A 14983-nucleotide genomic window follows, 5' to 3' on the forward strand; every position below is an offset into this window, starting at 1 on the left:
GATGCCATTGCCCATTCTTCACAATAAAAAAGAAGATTTCATAATATCGAAATCTCCTTCTCACAATTATCGGAAAGCATAGTAAAAAATAAAACCGGCAACCAAAATCGTCCCAACTAAAAGAGAGACGAATATCGGGTTCTTTAAATAAGGATGTTCTTTGACTGAATCATCGATAGTCGAATCATATCTGGCTTTCACTTTCTGTGCCCTTGCCACAGAATAAGTATAAAAGAGCAGATATAACGCCATGACTGTAACGATTATGATTAGAATCCAGATGTACGTGCTCAAAATATGTCTCCTCCAAGCGCATCATTTCTGCTTATCGTTACACATTTAAAGCGATTATATTCATGAATCGTTTTTTATAATAGTGCTTCATTTTCATATAAATAACTATAAGAAAGATCACAGAAAATGTATTCCTTATTATTCAGGGGATATGAAAAGGTCCGTATGGTTTCTCCCGTTTCGATATCACTGTATAAATCGGATAGTATTCCTGTTTTCCCATTACGCATCTTTACGATATTTTCGAGGAAATAAGGTCTCCAGCTCCAATTTTTATTCATATAACCGGGTTGGACTAACCATTGCCCGTCCTTATGGAGGATATTGGGAGATTTTTGATACCCCTCTTCATCACAAATATAAAGCCGGAAACATACGGAATCCAACTTTTTCGCCAAAACTCCAAGAAACTCTTCATGGGAGCCGGCCCGCTTTTGCTGTTTTAAGAAGTTTTGCATATTCTCGTTGAATTGCAAAGTCTTTTGATAAACGGCTTCAAGCTTCTTGGTCTCTAAAGAAATGAAGGACTGGCATTCTTGATGGAATTTTTCACGAAGTAAATCTTTATTAATGAACTCGCCTTCCGGTTTCGCCAAAAAATACCCTTGATAATATCGTCCCCCATTTTTCCATGCAAAGCGAAGCTGGTACTCGGACTCAATGTTCTCAAAAAGTAAATTGGCGCCGATTTTTCGTGCAAGCATGCTTAGAGAAAACAGGATGACCTGATAGGCATCTCCACCTGAAATGCGAAGCTGGTCCAGGTTAACTTTTAAAATATTCGGAGAAATCTGTGCGATTCGGTCCAATTGCGTATCTTGCCCTAAATGATCTAAAGCTATCTTAATCCCATATGTTCTAAAGTAAGCAAGCACATGCTGCAGAGGATCTAAGTTTTCCGGACTGATCGTGTCTGATAATTCCAGCACGATCCGGTGCATTTCCTCCGGTTGAAAATGACGATGTAAAATCTCCATGAATTCTTCGCCATGATCCAGCATAAGCAAATTAGGATCTCTGTTGATAAAGATAAGAAAATCTTCACCATAGTCTTTTATTCTCTCCAAGGCTATTTCAAGTACGTAATTATCCACTTCCACCCTATACTCTTCAGGCACTCCAGAATCGTGAAAAAATGGGCCAAGGCTTTTATATTCCGCTTGTTCCTCATAGCGCCCCAGAATTTCATACCCGATCACCTGATGTTGATCTGCACTGAAAATCGGTTGAAAGAATGGTGTCACCTTGTCTAAATTCTTTAATATCTTATCTGTATCCATGATGCATCTTCCCCCTAATTACGAAAACACCAATATGCCAAAATTATACCATTAGTTTCTGGCATTGATAATAAATAATTTTTAATTCCTACTGAACAACTCTTTTTTCAGAACATAATATACCCGTTCATCCTATCGTTTTGAAAAGAAACACATTGAAAAGGCATTGTCCATAAATGGAACAATGCCTTAAGTCTGGTCAAAAAGGGAAGAACCACGGAATCGTGATCACCATGATAACACCAATGAAGATCTGTATGGATATCCCGATCATGATAAAATCTTTATGCTTGTAATCACCCGCCGTCATGACAAGTGCGTTGGTAGTGGCAACCCTTGGAGTGGATAACGCCAAACTGCCAGCAACGGCAAGGCATAGAAACACAGGAAGAGGATCGATTCCTTGATTCACCGCAGAAGTCAGGGCAATGGGCGTCATGATTACCGTCGCGGCTCCATACGGGATGAATTGGCTCAGTATCAGTGTCAGGAGGTAAAAGACCGCCAATATGCCGTGTGCCCCGATATTACTGAATAAAACGGCCAGCCAATCACTTATCATTCTCACACCACCCGTATTATCCAATGCAGCCGTTATTCCGAACATGGCAGCAATCAAGAGAACAGGTTCCCAGTTAATCTTTTGGTATGCATCCTCCATCGACCGGACACAGCCAGTTATCACCATCAACAATGCTGCCGTCAATACCGATAGAACAGCAGGGACGGACTCCATCGATAAAAGAATGACCATCAATGCAGTGATTCCCAAAGCAATCCATGCTTTGCCCTTGGAGTTGACCGGAGAGCCATCTTCCGAGGTACTTCCAATAACGATGACATCTTGTAAATCCGAGGAAATCCTCTCAATGTTCTCCCATTCTCCATGTATCAGGATTGCATCCCCCGGTTTCAAGCGTTCCGTTCCGACATCCGCTTGAATATATTCGCCATTCCGATTGATTGCCAGCACATTACATTGGTATTTCTCACGAAAATGCACATCTATCAATGTTTGATTTTCATAATCCGAGTTCGGGACGATCAATATTTCCGTCAATCCAAATCTACTGCTAAGAAAATGTTTCTTTATTTGTTCGGTATTGAAATGTTTAAACTCCAGTTCATAGTTAAGTGCCAATCTCTCAACTGCTTCTTCTTCTCCAAACACCAAAATGACATCTTCAGGATGAAGAACTTCATCGGCCCTGGCTGAAATCGTCAGCTGTCTTTGCAACAGCGGCAATTGCTTATCCTTTGGCTTCCGCTGGATTTCAATCAAAGTCAATTCATACTGAATAGGAAGCTGGAGGTCTGACAGCCTTTCGCCAACAATATCGGAAGTAGCGGGTATATGCAGATAATGCAATCGGTCATATACTTTGTACATGCCGGCAAGCTCCCCTGCCGACAGTCCCTTGACACTATTGTTCGCGGCAATCGTCTTCTCGGGAAGCAACAGGCGCCCGAGTGTCAACATGAAGAATAACCCTGCTGCAAAGGCGATTAAGCCCACAGGTGTAAAGTCAAAAAATTCTAAGGTCCCTATTCCGTTTTGCCGTAATACATCCGCAACGATCATATTGGAGGGAGTACCGGTAAGCGTTAAAAGCCCCCCAATACTGCTTGCATAAGCAAGGGGCAATAAATACCTTGTCGGACTTGTTTTTTGTTTTAAGGCCATGCTCATAACGAGCGGAAGCAGTATGGAAACAATTCCTGTTCCGCTTAAAAACGCACTTAATATTCCTGCTGTCAGCATGACGATAAGCAGCGATTTCCATTCACTGCCCCCACATAAATCCAACAACTTATTTCCTGCCTTTTCCACGATTCCTGTATTTAACAGGCCGGCGCCGACGATAAATAGCCCAGCCAGCATGATGACCACTTGATTCGCAAACCCGGCCACCAGTTCATCCAATGTAAGAATCCCCAATAAACCCAGTATGGATAGTGCACTAAGTGCAATTAAATCAGCTCGAAATTTTCCTTGTATAAAAAGCGCAATCGCGCATAGAAGTATAATCAGTGTAATAAACATTGGTTCGGTCATCATGTTACCTCCGTATAGATGTTCAATTTCAAACCGGATACGGTTTCATCAAACCCCAGTTTACATGTTTTTCATATGCTTATAGAAGATATTTTCTTCAATTTATGTATATTGTTTGTTAGTATGAGGAAGTAACATTTTTATATTAGATAGGTTGATTAATTTGAAAAAACCCATATCAAGAAGAACATTCTTAAAGAAAAGTCTTGGTACATTGGCTACCTTAACCGGTTTAGGTATTGGCGGAAACTATTATGCCCATAATTTGGAGCCAAAATGGTTAGAAACCAAGCATAAAATCATCAGTCATCCGCTTATCCCAAAAGGTTTTCATGGCATGAAAATGATCCAATTCAGTGATACGCATTTAGGCTTTCAATTTCAGCTTAAAGATTTACAAGCAATTGTCAATAAGATAAACCAACTGGACCCTGATGTTATTTTATTTACCGGAGATTTAATGGACCAGCCTAATAAATACAAGGCTCACCAGAAAATCCCTCTCGTTCTGAATCAGCTCAAAGCGCCGCTTGGTAAATTCAGCATCTACGGTAACCATGATCATGGAGGATATGGCTCAGAAATTTACAGCGACATCATGGAAAAATCCGATTTTACCATGTTGCAAAATACCTCAACTAAGATAACCTTATTAACGGCTGAAGAGATAATCATTGCCGGGGTTGATGATGCCATGCTTGGAAAGCCGGATTTTGAAAAAGCCCTTTCTGGCATCCCTGAAGAAATGTTCACCATTATGCTTTCGCATGCCCCTGACCTTGCCGACATATCAAGGACTTACGACATCCAGTATCAAATAAGCGGTCACAGTCATGGAGGCCAAGTGCAAATTCCGTTTGCCGGTGCCCTTGTAACTCCTCCATACGCGGAAAAGTACCGGGAAGGCACTTATGAAATCGATTCATTAACGTTACATGTTAATAGAGGGCTTGGCACCACGCGTCTCCCCTATCGTTTTCTTTCACGTCCGGAGTTGACTGTTTACGAATTGCAAGCCGAAGAATGATAGAAAAAGAACACAGGAGAAAACCGCCAGACTTATTAACAAAACCTGTGCGGATAGAACAACTTGTTGCCATGAATCATCTGTAATGGACTCCTATGAATTATAGCATTAGAAGTATATCTGAGAAAACCAGGTTTTTTTTACCAGTATCAATGGTAATTGCCATAAAGGTTATACCATACTTAAATATCCACACAGGAAAGTGCCGATACAACCTAAAACAGACACCGTTATATAGATAAGGCTATCTATATAACGGTGTTTTCTAATAAGTTCAAGCGTTTCCATACTGAATGTCGAAAATGTCGTAAAAGCACCCAGGAAACCTATCGTCAGAAAAACCTGCAAAGATAAAGCCCAGCTCTCTTTCTGTGGCAACGCCATTCCCAGCCCATAGGAACCTATAAGGTTAATAAGTAAAATGCTAATGGGTATCGAGACGGCTGGCAATAGCCTATTAAAAATAATCTGCAAGACATATCTAGAGACCGCCCCAAAAAAGCCTCCTATAAAAACTGAAAGAACATCAATCAAAGGGAGTCACCTCTCTGTCTATTAAAAAGGCCCAGTCCGAGGAAACCAGCGACCAAACCAAATAAAAGCGTAGCTCCAAGATACAGTCCCGCCAATGGCAGAGAAGTCTGCAGCAGATTCACCACTTCTTGGGAAAATGTGGACATCGTGGTGAAACCGCCGCAAAACCCGCTGCCCAGTGCTAAAAAAACAAGCGATTTCTTTTTCGAGGCGAAATAGCCATTGATCATTCCAAGTAAAAAGCTGCCTACTATATTTATTAAGAAGGTTCCAAACGGGAAGAAGGAATGACCAGCAGTCAAGATTACGCAATAACGCAATATCGCTCCAGCCGCTCCTCCAAAACCGACCGCAAAAATGTTTTTAAACCGATCCATTAAGGTCCCCCCAAATTTTTCTCATAAGTAGACTCATTATAACAGATTAAGATGAAACAGGCTCTTTTCTTAAAAAAATCCATACTATGTAAAGAATTTGAGAAAAGGAGGCTTATTATGCAAACACAGTATTTTCCTTACTATCACTATCCACAGACCATAATGCTACAGAACGAATACAGGAATGAATATGGACCTGAATATTGGAATGACGAGCGCTTCTTTCCTTTCTTTCCTCTATTGGCGCCTGTAGCTTTTGTTGCAGGATTGGCAATTGGACCGTTGCTATTCAATAACCGTCCACCTGTCTATCCTCCATATCCTCCTCCATACCCGCCCGCTTACCCTCCTTACCCTGCTTATCCAGCTTACCCTGCTTATCAAGGCTTTCAGGGTTACCAGCAACAATTCGGCGCACAGGCTGGGGTATCTGAAAACATCAATATATACACTCAATAAGGATTGTACAGAAGGCGATATTGAACGCCTTCTTTTTCTTGGACCAAGAGGCGTCCGATTGAATTTTACTTCCCTATATATTTTGAAGTGGTATAATATGAAAATGAATAGATGGTAAAGTGTTAGGAAATGATGGTCATACCCTGGAGATGTACATGCATTATTTTTTCACTATTTTCTGCCTTGTTGCGCACACGTCTCTATTTCAACCAATATATAAGAACAGGTTTTGATTGAAGGACTTCTGTTTTTAACGTCCTTCTAACCTTATTAAGAAAAGGAGTTTCCATGATGACCCAAACGAAAGGACATTCTGAAAGGGATGAGTTTTCGATTAACTCCCTTGCCCAAGCCGTGTTTATTGTCAATAAACATGCAAAGACTGCATTGGAGCCCAAGAATTTATATAATTTAAAACGGCTCGCTTTAAGCAAGCTTATGCAAGAAGGAAAAGCGAAGAAGATTGGACTTCATTTCTCTGATAACCCTCGCTTTGCAGCACAACAATCCGACGTCATTGTCGAATGCGGATCATATGTTTTTCATTTACCTCCCACTAAGGAAGATTTGAAAAAACTACCCCACCTCGGCAGCCGGGCAGCCTCCATACGGAACCCTAAAGCCGCATTGTCATTATCCAAGGCAAAACAAATCCTGCAATCATACGTTGGACAAGCAGGTGAAAAACAACCTAACCCTACCAACACCGAGAAAAGGGCTCACGGGCGTGGGTCGGTCAAACAACCTTTTCACAATCCATTCCCATCCTCCTTTTTAGGAAAAGGTTCCAAGTATTAATTATTGATAAACCAAACGGGCCGTGAGGCAATGCCTCATAGGCCCGTTTCACATTCATAATACCAATCTGTCTATCAACTTTATTAGCTCCGCAATTTCAGGCTTGCTGATTTGTGCGTCAGCCCCTACGACCTGACCTTTATGACGCAGGCTGTCCGTTATCAAAGAAGAGAAGATGATCACCGGCAATCCAGCGAGTTCCCCGTTTTCCTTTATTCTTCTAGTTAAATGATGCCCATCCATTTGAGGCATCTCAATATCGGTAATCACCAGTTGCACTTCTTCTTCAACCACTTTCCCGGATTCAATTAAATTCTCCAGATAATTAAATGCATCAAGTCCATTTTCATAAAACTCCAAGTACTTGAATCCAGCTTCTGACAATGTATCAAACAGCAGCTTTCTCAGTAATGGAGAATCCTCTGCAATCAGGATTCTCTTGTCTGAATTTTGCCGGATACCAAGCTTTTTAACCTGTTGGATGTTTATTCCTGATTCTGGATTGATTTCGACCACTATTTTTTCAAAATCGAGTAACAGTAACATTTCACTATTTAATTTTATTACTCCGATAATCTGACTTTCAAGGCCTTGATACATATCCGAAGGCTTTTCGATTTGTGACCAGGAAATACGGTGGATCTGTGTTACGGTATGGACATGGAAAACCACTTTTTGCTGATTGAATTCAGCCACTATGAATTTATCCTGCTCAGGAGTTTCTGATGGCGGAAATCCTAAAGCATCCGCCACATTCACAACTGGCAGGACTTCTCCGCGAAGCTCAATGATCCCCTCCACATTTGGATGCGAATGCGGGACAAGCGTGATGGAGACAGGATTAATGATTTCCTTCACCTTAATTACGTTAATGCCGAATTTATTCTTTCCGAGACCGAATTCCACTATCTCAAGCTCATTCGTTCCACTTTCCAGTAATATTCCTTTATTTGCTTCCATTGTTTCATCTCGCCCTTCTATCTTTTCATTTCATAATTCCATAAATCATTTAACCGCCAGGAAAAATATCATGGTTTCATCAATGAACTCATACCTAATAATTCGGTTAAATATTTCTTTTGTTTAGAGCACAGAATAAAAAAAGAATCAAGAAGTGATCATTTATTAATACCAAACTAAAAAGGGACCCATCAGGGTCCCCCTTTTTCCATGCACATTTTTCACCACTCATTCCAGCCATCATATCGAACGTAAGGCCTGTCTCTTCGATAAACCCCCTCCATGATTGGATGGTCGCAAATAACACCCTGCAGCCCTTCCAAACCCACTTGGAATAACAGGTCAGTTGGGTCTTTTCATCTCCTTCGCGACCTTTTCTTTGGATTGAGCCAACCTTTTTTAACAAAGAATAAAAACATCATCAAGGCAATTCCGCCCATCATTCCAAGAATGAGGAAATAGCCATAATGCCAATTTAATTCCGGCATATATTCAAAATTCATCCCATATACGCCCACTATGAAGGTCAGCGGCATGAATATGGTAGTGATGACAGTCAATGTCATCATCGTTGAATTCATATTATTGGAGTTCACAGACAAATAACTATCACGGATATCGGACGAAAAATCCCGATACGATTCAAGCATTTCAGTCAATTTAAGAAGATGATCGTACACATCATTAAAATAAAGATGCTGATCTTTCAAGTAATTCAGACGCTCTGATGAAATCATTCTGTACAATAAATCACGCATCGGCAATATGGTCCGTCGGAGCCTGGACATATCTGTACGTAAATCGAAAAGCTGATCCATCAGTTCGTTAATCGTGTCATTTTCAGTATTTTCCTCAATGCTGCCCAATTCGCTTTCAATTTTATAAACAGGCGGGAAAAATTCATCGACGATCCTGTCAATTATCCTATGCATCAAGAAAAAGGGACTTTGCTTCAACATTTTATTACCAGCAATTTCTTCCCATACCTTTTCCAGTTCAAGCAAATCTTCCTTATGAAAACTGACTATCCATTTTTCACCAACAAACATATCCAATTCCACTGCTTTAAATACCTTCTCCCTTAGAGCATGAATCACAAGAAATTGGTAACCCTCATAAAAATCCATTTTGGGACGTTGGTTAAAATCATCCAGGCAGTCTTCAATTGCCAGCGGATGAAAATGAAAATGAGTGGATAAAAGTTCGATTTCCTCGTTTGTGGGGTTGGAAAAATCCACCCAGTACCACTCGATATCCGGATTATTCATTTCCGTTAGCGGTAAACCAAAACTGACTTCATGATTAGAAGTAATTGCGCAAGTCCTTATCATATGTATCAACCCTCAAAATTTTCTTATCATACATTATACCTTTAATTCATTAATCTCAAAAAGTTTTCTCCCCCTCCAAACTAAATGATAAAATAGAATGAATGAGTCAAACATAGTACATAATTCATGTAGTTAGAAAAGGGAGGATATTCATAGATGGAACATTTAATAAACCCTCTAGTAAAAGACGTTCAAATATCAGGAATTCGTAAATTCTACAATATGGTCGCTGATATCGAAGGCACCATTTCCTTAACGATAGGACAGCCTGACTTTCCTACTCCGATGCATATTAAGGAAGCCGCAAAACAAGCCATTGATAATGACCATACCGTTTATACTCACAATGCAGGCTATTTGGAATTAAGGGACGCCGCTTCAAATTATGTAAAGGATAAATACAAGCTTAGCTATGATCCGGCGAATGAAGTGATAGTGACCTCTGGTGCCAGCGAAGGCATAGACATTACCTTCAGGACGATCCTCATCCCAGGGAACGAAGTAATATTACCGGGTCCTGTATATCCGGGATACGAACCCATCATTAAGATGTGCGGTGCAACACCTGTTTATGCCGATACAACAAAAAATGGATTTCGTTTGACTGCAGATATACTTGAAAAGTACATAACTGAACATACTCGGTGCATCGTTCTGCCCTATCCATCGAATCCGACCGGGGTTACATTATCTGCCGAAGAATTATTGGACATTGCCGAACTTGTAAGGGGCAAGGACATCTTCATATTGGCTGATGAGATATACAGTGAACTGGTATTCGATCAGGAGCATGTTTCGATTGCCACTTTCTTGAAAGAACAAACCATCGTCCTGAATGGGTTGTCCAAGTCCCATTCCATGACCGGCTGGAGGATCGGCCTTCTGTTTGCGCCTGCAGCCATCTCTCAGCATCTACTGAAGGTACATCAATACAATGTGACCTGTGCCGCCTCCATATCGCAGAGAGCTGCCTTGGCAGCATTGACGGCAGGCAGAGATGATGCCATTCCCATGAAGACTGAGTATGCACGGAGACGGGAATACGTATACAGTCGCTTACAAGCGATGAATCTGGAAATAGTCAAACCAAATGGTGCCTTTTACTTCTTTATAAAGCTGCCTGAAGGCTATGCCTCTTCGCTGGATTTTTGCCTTAAGCTTGTTCAGCAGGAAAAAGTGGCAGTGGTCCCTGGAGATGCATTCTCTCCCCTTGGTGAAGGGTACTTCAGGATATCTTATGCCTATTCCATGGAAACCCTGGAAAAGGCTTTGGACCGTATTGAGGCTTTTTTAGCTATAAGTTGACCGAAAAAAAAGTGGCCTTCAATTGAATGAACAATTGAAGGCCATTTTCCTATTTTCAAAGATGTCAGGCTACCGAAGGTTTTTCACGAAGCCAGACAACTAATACAATCTCCGTAAAAAACGGATTTCCCGATATCCCTCTTCCTTATTTGTCGTGGTAAGGCTCACTTCAACGATTGACCCAAGTAAATCAGCCATCACTTCTTCAAATTCCTTTGCGGAGCGCGGCTTTGAAAAACCTAAACTCTTCAATTCGCGCATCAGGATTTGAAAACCGGCATTCGTTTCGATATGACTGAATTTCACCGGCAGTATCAGCGGACTTTCGTTCATTAATTTCAAATCCCAACGAATGGGCTTTGTTTGATGAATGGTTTTTTCCCGTTTAAAACCTTCAATCCTTACAATATATCGACCATCTTCTAATTCCTGGAATTTCATATTGATATCATCGAATTCGCCCATAGCTTTCACTCCTTTTTGTAAAGGCTGTCGCTATCAGCTTATTCATGATATAGAAATGCTAGCACTTAATTATAATGTTTATATAATGCCTGTGTACCGCTATTTTCCTCGCCAGCTTCTGCCAGCCCCTCATATAGGGATTTGCTCAGGCTTAATCCAGGAGCGTCCATTCCCATTCTTTCCGCTTCATCAAGGGCAATCTTCATATCCTTGATAAAATGCTTGATATAAAAACCAGGTTCAAAATCCCCTTCAACCATCCGCGGCACAAGATTGGACAGTGACCAGCTTCCGGCAGAACCCGATGATATACTCCTTAAAACCCGGTCCGGATCCAACCCCGCCTTTTTGGCGTAGGAAATCGCTTCAGTCACTCCGATCATATTGGATGCAATGGCGATTTGATTGCACATTTTCGTATGCTGTCCTGAGCCAGCCGGACCTTGATGGACAATATTGCTGCCAATGATATCAAAAATGGGCCGGACCGCTTCAAATGCCTCACTAGACCCGCCGACCATGATCGTAAGCTTTGCATCACGAGCACCGATATCTCCTCCGGAAACCGGTGCATCCAATGATTCCATGCCTCTTTTCTTTGCTTCCTCTGCTATTTTCACTGCCAAAGATGGAGTGGAGGTCGTCATATCGATTAAATGGGTTCCTTGTTTCCCGTTCTCGATAAGCCCATTTTCCCCAAGATAGATTTCTTCCACATCACTAGGGTATCCTACCATGGAAATGATCACACTAGCTTTCTGCGCAATTTCCTTTGGTGCAGATGCCCACTTCGCACCCTGTGAGAGCAGTTCACTTGCCTTATCTTTCGTCCTTGTATAAACAAATACCTCAAATCCCGCCTTAAGTAGATTTGCGGCCATGCTTTTTCCCATAACTCCTAAACCTATGAAGCCGATCACTTTGTTCGATTGCATACTGCAGATTCCTCCCAATCATTTTGTTTCAAAAATCCTTAAATGGACTTTATCATTCCTCCGTCAACTAAATACGACTGGCCCGTTAAATATGTATTGGCACCTGAAACAAGGAAAGTAACGAACTTTGCAAATTCCTCGGGTTCCCCATAACGGCCAAGAGGGATTTTTTTAATCGATTGTTCAGTCATCTCCTCAGGAGTGACTCCTTGTTTCTCCGCATTCAGTCCATCAAGGTGCTGAACGCGGTCCGTTGCTATCCTTCCCGGACCGACTGTATTGACCAAAATCCGGTCCGTTGCTAATTCTGAAGCTAACGTCTTTGACAATCCAACGATTGCCGTCCGGAATGTATTCGATAATATCAAGCCTGGAATCGGTTCCTTAATGGATGAAGAAGCAATATTAACGATTTTCCCACCCTGTTTTTTTAAATGCGGCAAGCTTTCACGTATCGTCCTTATGAAACTTAGTAAATTAAGTTCGAAGGATTGTTGCCATTCTTCATCATTGAAATCTGTAAATGAACCCCCTGGAGGACCTCCTGCGTTATTAATAAGAATGTCGATACCGCCGAATTCCTCAGCAGTTTTCCCAACCAGGCTTTTAATATCTTCAGCTTTTGTTATATCCGTTACCATATAAGAAACTTTACCCGTCCCAAGCTGCGATAATTCCCTTTGTACGGAGGCAAGCTTTTCTCCATCACGGCTGGCTAGCATGACATTTGCTCCTTCCTTAACCAATTCAGCTGCCATAGCCTTCCCCAAACCTTGACTTGAAGCTAAAATCAAGGCATTTTTCTTTACCAAATGTAACTCCATATACTATTTAACCTCCATTTTTAAAATTATAATTCCATTATATCGTCATAACCGTAAAGTGAAAAATCTGAATAATCATTCTCATGATTTTTATTTGCAAAAAAAATAGCCGGTTGGATAACCCAACCGGCGTCAAAGGGGGAAATGAGAATGTCAGCTGCCCTAATAGAGCTAAACAACTGTGCTTGCTTTTTATTTACCCCCATTTTTGAGCAATAAACATTTTTTCTCAAATGATCAAGCAAAAATTACAGGACAGCACAGCACCCCATCCGAAGGTTTTGTGGATGGGGTGCGTTTTTCCTGATTTAATTATTTCTTCAAAGCGTTTACTACCGCTTCTTTCACATTATCATTCGTATCCAGCCCTAAAACTTCTTGAGATAGTTTTTTCATCTCTTCAAGCGAAAGTTGGCTAATTAAAGAACGTGCTTTTAAAATCGAAGTGGCACTCATTGAGAATTCATCAAGGCCCAATCCGATCAAAATCGGGATGGCCACTTCATCTCCAGCCATTTCACCGCACATTCCGGCCCATTTCCCTTCTTTATGAGCAGCATCTATGACCATTTTAACCAGGCGTAAAATCGCTGGATTGTATGGTTGATATAAATAAGATACCCTCTCATTCATTCGGTCAGCGGCCATCGTATATTGAATCAAGTCATTAGTGCCTATGCTGAAGAAATCGACTTCCTTAGCAAATATATCCGCCATCACTGCAGTTGAAGGGATTTCAACCATGATTCCGACTTCAATTTTTTCGGCAACTTGAACACCATTGTCAAGCAATTCCTGCCTAACTTCAGCCAAGACGGCCTTAGCTTCGCGGAATTCAGCTAGTGTGGCAATCATCGGGAACATGATTTTCAAATCTCCGTAAATGCTTGCACGAAGCAGGGCACGGAGCTGAGTCCGGAAAATCTCCTGCTCATTTAAGCAAAGGCGAATCGCACGGTATCCAAGGAAAGGATTCATTTCCTTAGGAAGCTCTAAGTAAGGCAACTCCTTGTCCCCGCCTATATCAAGCGTTCTGACGACTACAGGCTTACCTGACATTCCTTCCAGCACCGCTTTGTATGCCTCGAACTGTTCTTCTTCACTTGGAAAGTCATTTCTGCCCATATAAAGAAATTCCGTACGATATAACCCGATGCCTTCACCGCCATTTTGATGTACGCCCTCCAGATCTTTCGGCGTACCAATATTGGCTGCCAATTCCACATGATGGCCATCATGTGTAACGGTTTTTTCATGAACCAGCTTCGCCCACTCAGCCTTTTGCATAGCATAGGCTTCCTGCTCCTCTTCGTAGCGTTTCACGAGTTCAGGAGTAGGATTGATGTGAACTTCACCATTTAACCCGTCAATTATGACCAAGTCTCCATTTTCAATGGACGAGGTCACTGACTTCGCTCCAACGACTGCTGGAATTTCCAAAGAACGTGCCATTATGGCTGAATGGGATGTACGTCCACCGATATCGGTCGTAAATCCTTTGACATATGCCGGATTCAACTGTGCTGTATCGGATGGAGTCAAATCCTCCGCAATGATGATCACTTCTTCAGCAATCATGCTCGGATTTGGAATATGAACACCTAAAAGATGTGACAGCACCCGTTTCGTGACGTCACGGATATCCGCTGCACGTTCCTTCATGTATTCATTATCCATTTGTTCAAACATCGTAATGAACATGCTTGCGGTTTCATTTAAGGAAAACTCAGCGTTGACGCTTTCTGATTGAATTTTATCCTGAATTGGAGTGATAAGTTCCGGATCAGCCAAAACAAGCAGGTGTGCGTCAAAGATAGCGGCCTTATCCGCCCCTAAATCCTTTTCAGCTTTATCCCTGATTATCTCCAATTCATTTGTTGACTTTTGAATAGCTTCCTTAAAACGGGATATTTCAGCCCCGACATCTTCTATGCTTCTTTTTTCGATCGATAAATCTGGCTCAGTCAGTCGATAGGCTTTAGCGATGGCTATTCCGTTTGAAGCTGCTATTCCACTAATCAAAGTGGACATTATTCTGCTAATCCTTCTCTGTTTAACGTTTCAGCAAGTGTGTTTAGTGCATCATTTTCATCGCTTCCTTCAGCAGAAATCGTAATTTCCGCCCCTTTGCCAATTCCTAGTGACATTACACCCATAATGGACTTAAGGTTCACTTTTTTCTCTTTATAAGCAAGGTTTATTTCTGAATCAAATTTTCCTGCAGCTTGTACAAGCAATGTAGCCGGACGAGCGTGAATTCCTGTTTCTGCAGTTACTGTAAATGTTTTTTCTACCATATAAATCAATCTCCTTTAAGATAATTTAACAAAAATAGGTT

16 protein-coding genes are annotated in these 14983 nt (G+C 41.4%); 4 read left to right on the plus strand and 12 right to left on the minus strand.

The window, feature by feature from the left end; all coding sequences use genetic code 11:
- Nucleotides 1-66: 66 nt before the first annotated feature.
- The 3 genes from J7E52_RS22565 to J7E52_RS22575 form a co-directional block, all read right to left on the minus strand.
- Nucleotides 67-294 carry a hypothetical protein gene (locus J7E52_RS22565; protein WP_137018849.1) on the minus strand — a complete coding sequence of 76 codons (228 nt, stop codon included), beginning with the start codon at nt 292-294 and terminating at the stop codon, nt 67-69.
- A gap of 74 nt (nt 295-368) precedes the next feature.
- Complete coding sequence (locus J7E52_RS22570; RefSeq protein WP_214750631.1) at nt 369-1574, minus strand: EAL domain-containing protein; 1206 nt, start codon at nt 1572-1574, stop codon at nt 369-371.
- Nucleotides 1575-1773: 199 nt separating this feature from the next.
- A complete protein-coding gene (locus J7E52_RS22575; protein ID WP_214750632.1) occupies nt 1774-3633 on the minus strand; it encodes an SLC13 family permease in 1860 nt (619 codons plus the stop codon).
- A gap of 160 nt (nt 3634-3793) precedes the next feature.
- Between J7E52_RS22575 and J7E52_RS22580 the strand changes: the two genes are divergently transcribed.
- Nucleotides 3794-4657 carry a metallophosphoesterase gene (locus J7E52_RS22580; protein ID WP_214750633.1) on the plus strand — a complete coding sequence of 288 codons (864 nt, stop codon included), beginning with the start codon at nt 3794-3796 and terminating at the stop codon, nt 4655-4657.
- A gap of 171 nt (nt 4658-4828) precedes the next feature.
- Here J7E52_RS22580 and crcB read toward each other — a convergent pair whose 3' ends face one another.
- Both crcB and J7E52_RS22590 read right to left on the minus strand, forming a co-directional pair.
- Nucleotides 4829-5191, minus strand: coding sequence for a fluoride efflux transporter CrcB (gene crcB, locus J7E52_RS22585; protein ID WP_214750634.1), 363 nt, complete (start codon nt 5189-5191; stop codon nt 4829-4831).
- Entirely contained in the window at nt 5188-5568 is a 381-nt protein-coding gene (locus tag J7E52_RS22590) for a fluoride efflux transporter FluC (protein ID WP_214750635.1), read from the minus strand. The genes crcB and J7E52_RS22590 overlap by 4 nt, the downstream gene beginning before the upstream one ends.
- A gap of 162 nt (nt 5569-5730) precedes the next feature.
- Between J7E52_RS22590 and J7E52_RS22595 the strand changes: the two genes are divergently transcribed.
- Nucleotides 5731-6027, plus strand: a complete 297-nt coding sequence (locus tag J7E52_RS22595; protein WP_396020307.1) for a penicillin-binding protein — start codon at nt 5731-5733, stop codon at nt 6025-6027.
- 291 nt (nt 6028-6318) lie between these two features.
- Nucleotides 6319-6825 (plus strand): YkyB family protein, encoded by a 507-nt coding sequence (locus tag J7E52_RS22600; RefSeq protein ID WP_214750637.1) that lies wholly within the window; start codon nt 6319-6321, stop codon nt 6823-6825.
- A 54-nt stretch (nt 6826-6879) separates the two neighbouring features.
- Here the strand turns inward: J7E52_RS22600 and J7E52_RS22605 are convergent, their stop codons facing one another.
- Complete coding sequence (locus J7E52_RS22605; protein ID WP_214750638.1) at nt 6880-7785, minus strand: chemotaxis protein; 906 nt, start codon at nt 7783-7785, stop codon at nt 6880-6882.
- A gap of 356 nt (nt 7786-8141) precedes the next feature.
- Nucleotides 8142-9116 carry a magnesium/cobalt transporter CorA gene (gene corA, locus J7E52_RS22610; protein ID WP_214750639.1) on the minus strand — a complete coding sequence of 325 codons (975 nt, stop codon included), beginning with the start codon at nt 9114-9116 and terminating at the stop codon, nt 8142-8144.
- A 156-nt stretch (nt 9117-9272) separates the two neighbouring features.
- On the opposite strand from corA, the gene J7E52_RS22615 reads away from it, so the two are divergent.
- Nucleotides 9273-10421, plus strand: a complete 1149-nt coding sequence (locus tag J7E52_RS22615) for an aminotransferase A (RefSeq protein ID WP_214750640.1) — start codon at nt 9273-9275, stop codon at nt 10419-10421.
- A 99-nt stretch (nt 10422-10520) separates the two neighbouring features.
- On the opposite strand, the gene J7E52_RS22620 is transcribed toward J7E52_RS22615, so the two are convergent.
- The 5 genes from J7E52_RS22620 to J7E52_RS22640 form a co-directional block, all read right to left on the minus strand.
- Nucleotides 10521-10886, minus strand: coding sequence for a hypothetical protein (locus J7E52_RS22620; protein ID WP_034314117.1), 366 nt, complete (start codon nt 10884-10886; stop codon nt 10521-10523).
- Nucleotides 10887-10951: 65 nt separating this feature from the next.
- The gene (locus tag J7E52_RS22625; protein WP_214750641.1) at nt 10952-11821 is read right to left on the minus strand and encodes an NAD(P)-dependent oxidoreductase; all 870 of its coding nucleotides are present in this window, start codon (nt 11819-11821) and stop codon (nt 10952-10954) included.
- A gap of 38 nt (nt 11822-11859) precedes the next feature.
- A complete protein-coding gene (locus J7E52_RS22630) occupies nt 11860-12645 on the minus strand; it encodes an SDR family oxidoreductase (RefSeq protein ID WP_214750642.1) in 786 nt (261 codons plus the stop codon).
- A gap of 312 nt (nt 12646-12957) precedes the next feature.
- A complete protein-coding gene (gene ptsP, locus J7E52_RS22635) occupies nt 12958-14676 on the minus strand; it encodes a phosphoenolpyruvate--protein phosphotransferase (RefSeq protein ID WP_214750643.1) in 1719 nt (572 codons plus the stop codon).
- Nucleotides 14676-14942: a phosphocarrier protein HPr gene (locus J7E52_RS22640; RefSeq protein ID WP_034314127.1), complete on the minus strand. Its 267-nt coding sequence runs from the start codon at nt 14940-14942 to the stop codon at nt 14676-14678. Before J7E52_RS22640 ends, ptsP begins: the two co-directional genes overlap by 1 nt.
- Nucleotides 14943-14983 lie beyond the last annotated feature (41 nt).

Origin of the sequence: Bacillus sp. ISL-34, assembly GCF_018613325.1 — a bacterium.
Taxonomy (GTDB): Bacteria; Bacillota; Bacilli; order Bacillales; family DSM-1321; genus Peribacillus.

Bases quoted from the DNA above. Each gene is read 5' to 3' on its own strand.
- J7E52_RS22575 (WP_214750632.1), bottom strand. From the start codon at position 3,633: ATGATGACCGAACCAATGTTTATTACACTGATTATACTTCTATGCGCG.
- J7E52_RS22640 (WP_034314127.1), bottom strand. From the start codon at position 14,942: ATGGTAGAAAAAACATTTACAGTAACTGCAGAAACAGGAATTCACGCT.
- J7E52_RS22570 (WP_214750631.1), bottom strand. From the start codon at position 1,574: ATGGATACAGATAAGATATTAAAGAATTTAGACAAGGTGACACCATTC.
- J7E52_RS22615 (WP_214750640.1), top strand. From the start codon at position 9,273: ATGGAACATTTAATAAACCCTCTAGTAAAAGACGTTCAAATATCAGGA.
- ptsP (WP_214750643.1), bottom strand. From the start codon at position 14,676: ATGTCCACTTTGATTAGTGGAATAGCAGCTTCAAACGGAATAGCCATC.
- J7E52_RS22595 (WP_396020307.1), top strand. From the start codon at position 5,731: ATGCTACAGAACGAATACAGGAATGAATATGGACCTGAATATTGGAAT.
- J7E52_RS22600 (WP_214750637.1), top strand. From the start codon at position 6,319: ATGACCCAAACGAAAGGACATTCTGAAAGGGATGAGTTTTCGATTAAC.
- J7E52_RS22620 (WP_034314117.1), bottom strand. From the start codon at position 10,886: ATGGGCGAATTCGATGATATCAATATGAAATTCCAGGAATTAGAAGAT.
- J7E52_RS22590 (WP_214750635.1), bottom strand. From the start codon at position 5,568: ATGGATCGGTTTAAAAACATTTTTGCGGTCGGTTTTGGAGGAGCGGCT.
- corA (WP_214750639.1), bottom strand. From the start codon at position 9,116: ATGATAAGGACTTGCGCAATTACTTCTAATCATGAAGTCAGTTTTGGT.
- J7E52_RS22625 (WP_214750641.1), bottom strand. From the start codon at position 11,821: ATGCAATCGAACAAAGTGATCGGCTTCATAGGTTTAGGAGTTATGGGA.
- J7E52_RS22630 (WP_214750642.1), bottom strand. From the start codon at position 12,645: ATGGAGTTACATTTGGTAAAGAAAAATGCCTTGATTTTAGCTTCAAGT.
- J7E52_RS22605 (WP_214750638.1), bottom strand. From the start codon at position 7,785: ATGGAAGCAAATAAAGGAATATTACTGGAAAGTGGAACGAATGAGCTT.